Origin of the sequence: Flavobacterium pallidum, assembly GCF_003097535.1 — a bacterium.
Lineage (GTDB): Bacteria > Bacteroidota > Bacteroidia > Flavobacteriales > Flavobacteriaceae > Flavobacterium > Flavobacterium pallidum.
The window spans coordinates 782,719-795,869 of the sequence record NZ_CP029187.1; the positions used below are offsets into that span (position 1 = coordinate 782,719).

Annotated in this window: 10 protein-coding genes and 1 tRNA gene; 7 read left to right on the top strand and 4 right to left on the bottom strand. The window is 44.1% G+C overall.

The window, feature by feature from the left end; genetic code table 11:
• Positions 1 to 3: 3 nt before the first annotated feature.
• A complete protein-coding gene (locus HYN49_RS03135; protein ID WP_146185042.1) occupies positions 4 to 462 on the bottom strand; it encodes a hypothetical protein in 459 nt (152 codons plus the stop codon).
• A gap of 157 nt (positions 463 to 619) precedes the next feature.
• Between HYN49_RS03135 and pgi the strand changes: the two genes are divergently transcribed.
• The 6 genes from pgi (at position 620) to dusB (ending at position 5,520) form a co-directional block, all read left to right on the top strand.
• Complete coding sequence (gene pgi, locus HYN49_RS03140; protein ID WP_108902765.1) at positions 620 to 2,263, top strand: glucose-6-phosphate isomerase; 1,644 nt, start codon at positions 620 to 622, stop codon at positions 2,261 to 2,263.
• Positions 2,264 to 2,349: 86 nt separating this feature from the next.
• A complete protein-coding gene (locus tag HYN49_RS03145; RefSeq protein ID WP_108902766.1) occupies positions 2,350 to 2,784 on the top strand; it encodes a hypothetical protein in 435 nt (144 codons plus the stop codon).
• Between the two features lie 40 nt (positions 2,785 to 2,824).
• A complete protein-coding gene (locus tag HYN49_RS03150; RefSeq protein WP_245892243.1) occupies positions 2,825 to 3,337 on the top strand; it encodes a septal ring lytic transglycosylase RlpA family protein in 513 nt (170 codons plus the stop codon).
• A gap of 7 nt (positions 3,338 to 3,344) precedes the next feature.
• Positions 3,345 to 3,725: a septal ring lytic transglycosylase RlpA family protein gene (locus HYN49_RS03155; protein WP_108902767.1), complete on the top strand. Its 381-nt coding sequence runs from the start codon at positions 3,345 to 3,347 to the stop codon at positions 3,723 to 3,725.
• Between the two features lie 617 nt (positions 3,726 to 4,342).
• Positions 4,343 to 4,414 (top strand) — tRNA-Arg (locus tag HYN49_RS03160).
• Between the two features lie 113 nt (positions 4,415 to 4,527).
• The gene (gene dusB, locus HYN49_RS03165; protein WP_108904932.1) at positions 4,528 to 5,520 is read left to right on the top strand and encodes a tRNA dihydrouridine synthase DusB; all 993 of its coding nucleotides are present in this window, start codon (positions 4,528 to 4,530) and stop codon (positions 5,518 to 5,520) included.
• A 280-nt stretch (positions 5,521 to 5,800) separates the two neighbouring features.
• Here dusB and HYN49_RS03170 read toward each other — a convergent pair whose 3' ends face one another.
• A complete protein-coding gene (locus HYN49_RS03170; protein WP_108902768.1) occupies positions 5,801 to 7,699 on the bottom strand; it encodes an amidophosphoribosyltransferase in 1,899 nt (632 codons plus the stop codon).
• 165 nt (positions 7,700 to 7,864) lie between these two features.
• A complete protein-coding gene (locus HYN49_RS03175; protein WP_108902769.1) occupies positions 7,865 to 8,791 on the bottom strand; it encodes a PfkB family carbohydrate kinase in 927 nt (308 codons plus the stop codon).
• 186 nt (positions 8,792 to 8,977) lie between these two features.
• Between HYN49_RS03175 and HYN49_RS03180 the strand changes: the two genes are divergently transcribed.
• Complete coding sequence (locus HYN49_RS03180) at positions 8,978 to 12,568, top strand: T9SS type A sorting domain-containing protein (RefSeq protein WP_108902770.1); 3,591 nt, start codon at positions 8,978 to 8,980, stop codon at positions 12,566 to 12,568.
• Between the two features lie 96 nt (positions 12,569 to 12,664).
• Here the strand turns inward: HYN49_RS03180 and rnhA are convergent, their stop codons facing one another.
• A complete protein-coding gene (gene rnhA, locus HYN49_RS03185; RefSeq protein WP_108902771.1) occupies positions 12,665 to 13,147 on the bottom strand; it encodes a ribonuclease HI in 483 nt (160 codons plus the stop codon).
• Positions 13,148 to 13,151 lie beyond the last annotated feature (4 nt).

Here is a 13,151-nt window from a genome sequence, read left to right on the forward strand (position 1 = left end):
TAATCAGTTCTTGATTTCAGCAGTAACCGATTTGGTGCAAGGCTTATCCGCAGAAGGACATTCTCCGTCACACACCCATTTCCCCTGAAAAACTATCGGGCTACAGGCATTTGCACAGCCAGAACAAGTCACTACGCCTAAAGGTTCTTCCTGTCCTTTGAAGAAAGAAAGATAACCGTTTTTGAGCTCTAATGCACGTGCTACTTTTACGCTGTGGTCGCGGTTCGTCGCCAAAAGCATGTAATATGTTTTTCCGGTACCGTTGTCCATTCCGGAGCGGATTTCAAAATTTACAAGAATAGCCGGAATTTTATCTTCCAAAAGCATCTGCTCCCAGTTTTTCTTTATGGGATCCAGGTTTGCGGTAATCCTGTGCTGCGCATTCCTAACAATACCGATTTGCTGTGCATTGGCGAAATTCATCAGGCCGCATAGCATGACGGCGAAAAGTACTTTTTTCATTTTCAGTTTTAATATAAAGGTAAAACCCAATTGTTTTAAAAAAATGTTAAGCGCAAAATAATCGCTTTAATGCGGCACTACAAGGCTTTCGTTTTATAACTTATTCATAAACTTATGAACTAAAATTGTAGATTTGCAGCTGTTAAAATTGCACCTCATGCCACTACCTAATACCAATCCCGAAATTACTTCATCCTGGAAAAAACTCAGTGCCCACTTTGCCGAAATGCAGGGCGCCTCGATGAAGAAAATGTTTGCCGAAGATATTTCAAGGCCGGAAAAACTGAGCCTGGAATGGAACGATTTCCTTGTGGATTATTCTAAAAACATCATTTCAGAAGAAACCATGCATTTGCTTCGGCAATTGGCTGAAGAAGTTAAGCTTAGAGATGCCATCGCGCAGTATTTTTCCGGCGACGCTATCAACCAGACTGAAAACAGGGCAGTTTTGCATACGGCATTACGGGCACCTGAATCAGCAAATATTATGGTTGACGGCGAAAATGTCATGCCTGAAATTTATGCCGTGAAAAACAAAATCAAAACCTTCACCGAGGAAGTCATCCACGGAAAAAGGAAAGGATTCACAGGTAAAACCTTCACTGACATCGTCAATATCGGCATCGGCGGTTCAGATTTAGGCCCGGCTATGGCTGTTGAAGCTTTGAAATTTTACGCAAATCATTTAGCCGTGCACTTCGTTTCAAACATTGACGGTGACCACGTCCAGGAAATTTTGAAAAAAATCAATCCGGAAACCACCCTGTTTGTTGTGGCTTCAAAAACTTTTACGACCCAGGAAACACTTACGAATGCTGAAACCATCAGGGAATGGTTTTTAAAATCGGCAACACAGCAGGATGTCGCTAAACATTTTGTCGCCGTGTCGACCAACATTCAAAAAGTGACCGATTTCGGTATCGACCCGCATAACATTTTCCCAATGTGGGATTGGGTTGGCGGCCGGTTTTCATTGTGGAGTGCCGTGGGATTGTCCGTGGCGCTGGCGGTTGGTTTTGAGAATTTTGACAAATTACTCAAAGGGGCCCAGGCCATGGACGACCATTTTAAGAATACGGATTTCGAAAAAAACATCCCTGTAACCCTGGCATTGCTCAGCATTTGGTATAATAATTTCTTTGGTGCTGAAAGCGAAGCGTTGATCCCTTACACACAATACCTGCAAAAACTTGCCCCGTACCTGCAGCAGGGTATCATGGAAAGCAACGGAAAAAGCATCGATCGTGCCGGAAATCCTGTCAGTTATCAAACGGGTACAATCATTTGGGGCGAACCGGGAACGAATTCACAGCATGCTTTTTTCCAGTTGATCCATCAGGGAACCAAATTGATTCCTACGGATTTTATCGGTTTCGTAAAACCATTATACGGTAATGAAGACCACCATAACAAATTGATGTCGAACTTTTTTGCACAGACAGAAGCTTTATTGAACGGAAAAAATGAATCCCAGGTCCAGGCCGAATTTGCAAAACAAAACCTTTCCGCCGAACAAGCCGGTTTCCTGCTTCCGTTTAAGGTTTTCAATGGCAATAAGCCGACAAATACACTGTTGATACAATCGCTTACCCCAGAGAACCTCGGTGCTTTGGTATCACTTTACGAGCATAAGATTTTTGTACAGGGTGTTATCTGGAATATTTTCAGTTATGACCAATGGGGTGTTGAACTTGGTAAACAGCTTGCAAATTCAATCCTTGACGAAATCAATTCCGGCGAAATAAAACCGCATGACGCTTCCACTGAAATGCTGCTGAAGCATTTTCTTACGCAGAAATAAAATACAATTCATCAAAGCCTTACAAAATTAGTGAGGCTTTTTTTATGCTTTTTTTCTTATATTTGATTCCCTTAAAAAAATAAGTCATGAACGACACTTACGTTTATATCCAAAAATTCCATGCCTGGTGGGCTTACGCAGCGATCACATTACTCTTGATTGCAATTATCTCGTCCGTCATCGGGCTTACCTCTAAAAAGGATTTCACGCCCGCGAGTCGTAAGGTTGCATTATTCGGCCTCATCGGCTTACACATACAATTTTTGATCGGGATCATCCTGTATTTTGTGTCTCCGCTTGGAAAAGAAGCACTGTCCCAAATCAAGAATGCAGAGCTCCGCCTCACGGCTTTAGAACATCCGCTGATTAACCTCATTGCGATCGTACTGATTACCGTAGGCTGGTCCATGCATAAAAAGAAGGCAACGAGCCATGAAAAATTCAAAGTCATTTCCATATTCTATGCCATCGGTGCAGTGCTGATCCTCTCGCGTATACCTTGGAATTTATGGTTTAAATAATCAAGGCTCCGGAAAAGGAGCTTTTTCATTTTAACAGGGCATGAAATCCAAATCCATTAAAGCACTGCTCATGAAATACAAAACCACGATAGGGTTGCTGGCGTTATTTGCAACGATTTTCGGGTTCGGGTTTTCCGGACATGAAAAATCGACGGCTAAATTCAGGCAGGACCGCAAGATCCAAACCCAAAAGCAACAGGACTCGGTAAAAAAAGCAGCCCTGAGCGACAGCATCAAAGGAATTCCAAAATACAAACTGGTCAGGAAAAACGGGCATGCATCGTATTATGCAGACAAGCTTAACGGCCGCCGCACTGCCAGCGGAAAGCGCTTCGACAACAACAAATATACGGCAGCACACCGCAAATTCCCTTTCGGGACAAAGCTTCGCATTACCAATGAGGCCAATGGCAAATCTGTCATTGTGGAAGTCAACGACCGCGGGCCATTTACAAAAGGCCGCGACATCGACCTCACAAAAAAAGCTTTTATGGAAATCGCCTCTTCAAAATATGGCGGCTCCCTTGTAGTAACCATCGAAGAAGTCCAATAATCCAGATATGAAATCCATCCGTATCTTCGCCGTCTTATTTTTCCTAACGCTACTTTCCGGTTGCGGTTCGGGTAAAAATGCTTCAGGAAGTTTCTATAAACGCAATGTTGAAGTATCGTACTATGCCGATAAATTCAACGGAAATAAAACCGCCAGCGGCGAGAAATTCAGCAATTCCAAAAAAACCGCTGCGCATCGTACGCTTTCCTTTGGCACCAAAATAAAAGTCACGAATGTTGCCAATGGCAAGTCGGTGATTGTCACCATCAATGACCGCGGGCCACAAAAGCAAAGCCGGGAACTCGACCTGTCCAAAAGTGCGTTTATGGAAATCACAGACAATAAAAACCACGGAACGCTAAAGGTAAATATGCAAATCGTGAAATAACCTGTTTTCACGCAATAAAGTTCGGCACCTTACGTTTTGTTAAGATTAAGGCAAAACTTTTGTCTTGCAACAAATATAGATTTAGATTTTAGATTTTTTTTGGAAAAGCCACTGATTGTATCAGTGGCTTTTTTATTTATATTTTATCCTTGATGGTCCGTTTTTGGGGTTTCCAAAAAAAAACCGCAAAGCCGGGTAACTTTGCGGAGCTGGGTAGCACAAGCCCTGATGCTTGTTGCAATGCGATCTGTTGTGTTTACATTGTTAAGAGCCGGCAGCTTGCCAAAGGTTGCGTAACACAAAACAAATTTTATTCGGGCACCCCCTGCGGGCCGGGCTGTCCGCTATATCTTTCATAACCTTTCAGGTTATAAAAGGATGCCGCTTACATCCCTGGCGCAATCACCCATCCATTTTATGCCTTCCCAAAATCGACGGAGAATGGATCGCGAAGTTCATTTGGATTAAGATCGGATCCCGCCAGCATTTTTAGATTTGGTTTAGTTTACCTTCCTTCTTTGAAGAACAGCAGTAAATAGTTTTCGCAAAACATTATTATCTGCCGCTGAATTTTATTTTTGTATAAAAAATCACTATTTTCGCGCCTGTAAAATAATGGCCTCGTAGTTCAACGGATAGAATAGAAGTTTCCTAAACTTTAGATCCAAGTTCGATTCTTGGCGAGGCTACTGAAAAACCATCTTCTCAAAGGTGGTTTTTTTATTTCATATCCGTAAGTGCCTGCAGAAAACACCATTTGCGGCTTGCCGAAAAAAACGCTAATTTTGCGCCAAATTATCTTATGGTCAAAATCGGCAACATAGAATTACCTGATTTCCCGCTGCTGCTTGCCCCAATGGAAGACGTGAGCGATCCGCCTTTCCGCAGGCTGTGCAAGATGCATGGTGCCGATTTGATGTATTCGGAATTTATTTCATCTGAAGGACTGATCCGTGACGCGATTAAAAGTCGGATGAAGCTCGACATTTTTGATTATGAAAGGCCTGTAGGCATACAGATTTTCGGTGGTGATGAGGAAGCGATGGCTTTGTCGGCTAAAATAGTCGAGGCTGTAAATCCTGATCTTATAGACATCAATTTCGGTTGCCCGGTCAAGAAAGTCGTGTGCAAAGGTGCCGGTGCCGGAGTCTTAAAAGATGTGGATTTGATGATCCGCCTGACAAAAGCCGTCATCAGCAGTACCAGTTTACCAGTCACTGTAAAAACACGATTGGGCTGGGATGAGGATTCCATCAACATCGACGAAGTAGCAGAAAGGCTGCAGGATGTTGGTGTACAGGCACTCACAGTTCATGCGCGTACGCGTGCCCAGATGTACAAAGGCCATTCCGATTGGACGCACATACAGCGCATCAAAAACAATCCAAGGATTACGATGCCGATTTTCGGCAATGGCGATATTGACTCCCCGGAAAAAGCATTGGAATACAAAAACCGTTTCGGACTTGACGGCATGATGATCGGGCGCGCCGCTATTGGTTATCCGTGGATTTTTGACGAAATCAAACATTACTTCAAAACCGGCGAGCATTTGCCAAAACCAGGCATGCCTGAAAGAATTGAAGCCGCTTCAAACCACCTTAAATGGGCGATGGAATGGAAAGGCGAACGGCTTGGTATTGTAGAAACCCGCCGACACTACACAAATTACTTCAAGAATATACACGGATTCAAGGAATACCGCCAAAAACTGGTCACTACTGACGGCGCGGATGATTTGATGAAAGTGTTCGACGAGATTCGCGATGCCTTCGCAGATTACCAACTTTCTTAGTCGAAAGTCAAAAGACATGAGGCATTTTTAAAATTACCGAAACTGATGAAAATAAAATACCGCCTAATAAGGCGGTATTTTTTTTATACCCAGATAATCCTTCTTCTTTTGACTTTATGAAAATAAAAAAGGTGAAATTACTTTCACCCTTTTTGCCCCAAATCTACCATAAACTTAACCTACTAATTCCATGGTCCACCAAAAGTATATTGGTTATCTCCGGCAGACAAATATTTTAGACGAAACGCTTAAAAAAACGTTGTAATGCCTTTTTTACTGATTAATAAGCCCTTGCATCCTTGCCTTCATAGAAATTCATAAACGCCTTGCTGACGACACGATTCCCTCCGGGCGTGGGATAATCGCCTGTAAAATACCAGTCTCCCAGGTTTTTCGGGCAGGCCTTGTGAAGATTTTCTACGGTCTGGAAAATGATTTTTACTTCGGCTTTAATCGTTTCCGAACTCAGCATCTCCGCAATTTTATCCGACACTTCCTGTGGGTGGAATGGCGCATAAATCTCATTGACGTAATTTACAATTTCAGCATCCGGCTTGTGTTCCTGTGCTTTGCATTTGACATAGACTTCATCCACGATATGATACAGATTCCTTTCTTTTAAAAGCTCCAGCGTAGCGCGGAAAGCAACCAGGCCTTCCAGTTTCGCCATATCGATCCCGTAACAATCCGGGTAGCGGATTTGCGGCGCGGACGACACAATTACGATGCGTTTGGGTTTTAAACGGTCCAGCATTTTGATGATGCTCATTTTCAAAGTAGTTCCGCGAACGATACTGTCATCGATGATCACGAGATTATCGGTCTGTTTGATGACGCCGTAAGTGATGTCGTAAACATGGGCCACCAAATCATCACGGCTGCTGTCTTCAGTAATAAAAGTGCGGAGTTTGGCATCCTTGATCGCAATCTTTTCAGTACGTATCTTAACCGAAAGGATTTCTTCGAGCTTTTCCTTGGTCAAGGTTTTGCGGTTGTCGAGGATGTATTTATTCTTGCGTTGGTTCAGGAAATCCTGCGCCGCTTCGACCATGCCGTAGAACGATGTTTCTGCCGTATTTGGGATATAGGAAAAAACAGTATTGTCGGTATCTTCATCAATGGCTTTGAGGACCGCGGGCAAGATCAGCTTTCCTAAATCTTTGCGCTCCTGGTAAATCTCTGCATCGCTGCCACGGGAGAAATAAATGCGCTCGAACGAACAGGCTTTTTTGGTGACCGGCTCAATGATTTCCTCTTCTGTAACTTTGCCGTTTTTCTTGATGATCAGGGCTTTCCCGGGTTGCAGTTCCTGGACTTTATCAAAATCCACGTTGAAAACCGTCTGGATTACAGGCCTTTCGGAAGCTACCACGACAATTTCATCATCTTCATAAAAATAAGCAGGACGGATTCCAGCCGGATCACGGAACACGAACGCATCGCCATGCCCGAAAAGACCCGCCATTGCGTAACCGCCATCCCAGCCTTTGGAAGCGCGCTTCAGAATTTTTCGGATGTCGAGTTTTTCTGCGATGATTGGTGACGCTTCTCTTTTTGAAAGCCCGTCATTCCTGCATTCCAGATATAAATCGGTCACCTCATCATCAAGGAAATGCCCGATTTTTTCCATCACCGTTACAGTATCGGCCATTTCCTTCGGGTGCTGCCCCAATTCTACAAGGCTATTGAAAAGCTGCGTGACATTGGTCATATTGAAATTCCCGGCAACGATCAGGTTACGGTGCATCCAGTTGTTTTGACGCAGGAACGGATGCACACTTTCAATACTGTTCTTGCCGAAAGTCCCGTAACGCACGTGTCCCAGGAAAACTTCGCCTATATAAGGAATATGCTTTTTCTGCAAATCGACATCTTCGGCGTATTCGGGATGTGCAGTCATTTCGTCGTTGATCCGTCCGTTGATCTGGGCGAAAATATCCTGGATCGGCTGCGCGTCATTGGAACGTACCCGGCTGATGTATCGTTCACCAGGCTCCATATCGAATTTTATCGAGGCGAATCCGGCACCATCCTGCCCACGGTTGTGCTGCTTTTCCATGAGCAGGTACATTTTTTGTATGCCGTAAAAAGCCGTCCCATACTTTTCCTTATAAAAGGCGAGTGGTTTTTTTAATCTTAAGAATGCAATGCCGCATTCGTGGTTGAGTTTGTCGCTCATTGTTTTTTTAGTTGAAAGTCGAAAGTCGAAAGTCGAAAGCCCTTGGGCATTTGAATTTCAACCTGCAACTTAGTAGTTAGTTTTGTTTATTTTATTCTTTTTTACATCCTGTCTTTCGACTTTGGATAAAACAAAAATGCCCCGGAATTTCGAGGCATATCTTATCTATTCTATTTCTATTTCGAACTGTGTCAGCGCTTTAAACTGTTGCAGCCTTTGGAGCACTTCTCCTTTTTGAAGCTGCTGCATCCTTTCGGTCCCGAATTTCTCTACGCAGAAAGAGGCGAGGTTAGAGCCGTGGATGATGGCCTTTTTCATATTCTCGAAAGACACGTTTTCACTTTGCGTAATAAATCCTGCGAAACCACCTGCGAAAGTATCCCCGGCGCCCGTGGGGTCGAAAACTTCTTCGAGTGGCAATGCCGGTGCGAAGAATACGTCTTTATTATGGAATAAAAGTGCGCCGTGTTCGCCTTTTTTGATGACGACATATTTCGGGCCCATGGTATGGATTTTGGCAGCCGCCTTTACCAGTGAATATTCTCCTGAAAGTTGTCTTGCCTCTTCATCATTGATCGTGATGACATCGATGCGTTTCATCACGTCGAGCAATTCAGGCAATGCGCAGTCCATCCAGAAATTCATGGTGTCGAGTACAACCAATTTCGGCTTTTGCTCCATCTGGTCCAAAACACTGCTTTGTACCAATGGGTGCAGGTTGCCGAGCATGACGACATCGGCATTTTTGAAATTTTGTGGTACTACAGGATTGAAATCGGCCAGTGTATTCAATTCTGTAGCCAAAGTGTCGCGCGAATTCAAATCGTTATGGTAACGCCCGCTCCAGAAAAATGTTTTGCCGCCTTTAACGATTTCAAGCCCGGAAATATCGATGTTCCTTGCCGTCAGCAAATCAAGGTATTCCTGTGGAAAATCATCGCCTACCACCGAAACGATAGCAGATTGCAGGTTAAAATAAGATGCGGAAAGTCCGATGAAAGTTCCGGCGCCGCCCAGGATTTTATCTGTTTTCCCGAATGGGGTTTCAATGGCATCAAAAGCTACTGTTCCTACGATGAGCAGTTTATTCATTTTATATGATTTGAAAATAAGGCGCAAAGATACATTTTTAGTTTCAGGTTTAAAATGGTTTAAGGAATCAAAACCAAATTTAGCGATACTGAAAAAATATTGCCTTCAGATATTTAACGCCGAATAACGGTTGATATGGGAATTTTTATACATTTGGCCCAGTAATTCCCAAAAAAACAATCCCTTATGAAAACAAGATTACTTCTTATTTTTTTATTTGCTGGCTACGCGTTGTCTGCACAGACAGGATTTCAGGAAAATATTGTGACCGGTGAGGCTTACACTACACCAAGCCCTTATTTGGCGAAAGCCGGAGACGTTGACGGCGACAATGACCTGGATATCGTTGTGTACGGACGCGGATTAACCTGGTATGAAAATGTTGACGGATTTGGGAATTTCGGTCAAAAAAACACTGTTGCAGGAACTACCACAGGACCGGTTGGAACGGAATTGCACCTTATAGATTTTGATAGTGACGGCGACCTTGACATACTAGGTGCCATGGGCAACAAGTTTACCATATATAAAAATACTGACGGTTCAGGTCATTTTGAAGTGTCGCAGGTCTTTACATTAGGAACTTCGTATTACGAATTGAATGCGATTCCGGTTGATATTGATGGTGATGGTGATATGGACATTTTAGGACTGCATTCTACCAATAGTTCCGGCCCGACTGTGTATACGCTGGCCTGGTTTGAAAATAACGGCCTGGGGAATTTTGCAAATCAGCAGGTTATCAGCAATAATAATGCGCTGGGCTCAGGCTCAATTCTTCACACTGACGATCTTGACGGGGATAATGACCAGGATATTATCATCGGGCATAAAAACGCCAATAAAATTTCATGGATTAAAAACAATGGCAATGCCGGTTTTAGTGCTCTTGTAACCATTACGACAACGGCCGGCGGAGTAACCTCAATTGTCACTTCGGATATCGATAACGATGGCGACATGGATATCCTATCGGCTTCTGAAAACGACAATCAGGTCGCATGGTACGAAAATACGGATGGCTTGGGTGCATTCAGCGACGAAATTATCATCACTTCCGATGCTGTCGGCAGCAATGCGCTTTTGGTAACCGATATCGATAATGACAGCAACGCCGATATTGTATACACCGGCACGAATGAAATAGGATGGATTGCTGCCACAAACAATGCCACCACTTTCGGCACACCGCAAATGATCACGAACAAAGTGTTCGGCGTTAAAGATGTCATTTATGCCGATTTGGATGGCGATGGGAAAAAAGATATCATTTCCGCTTCGACAGAAGATGATAAGGTGGCCTGGTACAAAAATCTTGACGGAACTGGAAATTTTGGCCCACAGATTGTCATTGCCCGCAGGATTGATTCTCCGGACAATGTTTACACAGCCGATTTTGACGGGGATGACGACATTGATGTTTTAGTCACCTCACAGGATGATGCTAAAGTAACCTGGCTCGAAAATGTGAACGGCATCGGGTTTTACGGCAGGGAACACATCATTACCGAAAGTGTCGATGTAGGCAATGTCCCGCCGACTTCCTATCCCGCAGATGTTGACGGCGATGGCGATCTTGATGTCGTGATTTTCAAACAACCGTTACTTGTCTGGTATGAAAATATCGACGGGCATGGCAATTTCGCTGCAGAGCACACCATTGATAACCTTCCTGCATACGTGAATCTGATTCGCGCCGGCGATCTTGACGGAGATGGCAAGATCGATATAATATGCGGGGTTTACAATGCAAATAAGATTTCATGGTATAAAAACTCCGGCTCCGGAAATTTCGGGTCTGAAATCATCGTGATGGATACCAATGGCAACAACGGTTCATTGACGTCGATTGAAATAGCGGACATGGATGGTGACAATGACATGGATATGATTGCGTCGTCTTACAATACCGACACCTGGTATTTCAAAAACACCAATGGATCAGGAAATTTTACGTCACAGTATTCGTCTGTTTTCAGTCGTCTGTGGGCCGTTTATCCGGCCGATATGGATGGCGATGGAGACAAGGATATCGTTGGCGTAAGTGCCATGGGGGGCGGGTCTTTCGATGCTGTTATTTGGTATGAAAACGGCAACGGGCTGGGGAATTTTACCGCCGAGCACAATGTTTCAACACTGGACATCCATGGCCATGCCATATTTGCCGCTGATATCGACAATGACGGAGACATGGACGTATTGACGGCTGCAGGGCATCAACAAACCTCCGGGCAGCTTGCCTTGTATAAAAACAATGGGAACGGTACGTTCGCAGCGAGACAGATGATTCATGAACTTGTTAATTATACCATATGCAATGACGTGAAGGCGGCGGACATCGACAACGATGGCGATATGGATGTTTTGGCCATATTCGACAACGGAAGTACGAACATTAAAGCTTCGGTTTTCGAGAATTTAGGAGACAGTTCCAACACCATTCAGGGAAAGGTTCTCATCGATGCCGATGCCAATGGTTGTTCGACAGCCGATCCAAAAGGCAGCAACATGATGGTCATTTCCCAAAACGCGACGCACACTTTTGCCACTTTTACTGATCACGACGGCTCGTATCAAATGGCAACGCCGGTCGGAAACTTCACGACGAAAATGACATCCATGCTTCCGGGGTATTTCAATACAACTCCGGCTGTACATACGTTCAGTTTTACAGGAGTCAACAATAATTATACTGCCGATTTCTGCGTAGCCCCGACGAGCACTGTAACAGATTTAAATGTTGCCGTGTATCCGCGTAATGACTTAAGGGCCGGATTTTACACTTACTACCGCATCGTTTACAGGAATATGGGTACGGCGATTGCAAGCGGCAGCATCAATTTCGAATTTGACGGTACCAAACTCGGTTTTAACTATGCCAGCGAAACACTTTCTGCACAGACGGCAAATACGCTGACTTTTGACTTTACTGGTTTAAATCCGTTTGAAACAAGGACCATCGATGTCGCATTCAGTGCTTTCGCGCCGCCTGTAACCAATCTCGGCGATGATATTGCCTTTATCGCAACCATAAATCCGCTTACGGGAGATCAGACTGAAGCCGACAACCATTTCACTTTAAACCAGACCGTCATCGGTTCTTATGATCCCAACGACATGACCTGCCTTGAAGGAAACCAGGTACTTATGGAAGATGCCGGTAAATACCTCCATTATATCATCCGTTTCCAGAATACGGGCACTGCAAGCGCCATAAACGTAAAGGTGGAAAATACGCTGGACAGCAAACTGGACTGGAAGACCATGCAGCTTGAAAGCTTAAGCCATAACGGCAGGGTGGAGATCAAAGATGGCAATGAGGTGGCGTTTATTTTCGATAACATCCACCTTCCGGACAGCACGGCAAACGAACCCGGATCACATGGTTTCATCGCCTATAAGATCAAGCCATTGAATAACGTGAATGTGGGAGATGTGGTAAATAATGCAGCCGATATTTATTTTGATTTTAATCCTCCAATTACAACAAATACCGCTGCCACGCAATTTGTATCGCAACTGTCGGTAGCGGAAACCGACGCTGCGCAATTTAATGTATACCCAAATCCGGCAAGCAGCCTGCTGAACATCAACGCAAACACGGCGATTGAGAGCATTTCTTTAATCGACATTAATGGAAGAATGCTTCAGGATTTGCGTTTCAGCACGCCGACGCTATTGGCACAAATCGATTTGACAGCCGTGACAAGCGGGATTTATTTCCTGAAAATTAAATCTGAAAAAGGTATAGTTACAAGGAAGATCGTTAGGAAATAGGACTTCCCGGACTTCTTAGACAAGATTATAAAAATACATTCAGTCTAAGAAGTCTGGGAATCTAAAAGCGCAGCATGCCTAAATCCGCAGGCATGTCTAAAAATCAATCTTCCCTCCTTCATTTTCATAAAACGTATCCACTGACAGCTTGGGCTGCATCGATGCCATGACGGCCAGTGCATCACAGCGCTCATTCTGCGGATGGTTATTATGGCCTTTAATCCATTTGAAATCGACTTTGTGCTGGCGGTAAATTTTAAGGAAGCGTTGCCACAGATCCGGGTTTTTCTTTCCGGCAAAACCTTTTTTTTCCCAACCGAAAACCCATTTTTTTACCACGGAATCAATCACATATTTGGAATCTGAAACCACAAGCACGGTCATACCAGGATTTTTAAGTTTTTCCAATCCCACAATCACCGCCAAAAGCTCCATGCGGTTGTTGGTTGTCAGGCGGAAACCTTCATAAAATTCTTTGCGGTAGCCTGTCCCGACGAGTTCCATGACGACACCATAGCCGCCATTTCCGGGATTTCCTTTGGCAGCGCCGTCGGTGTAGATGTGTACTTGGTGGGACAATTGG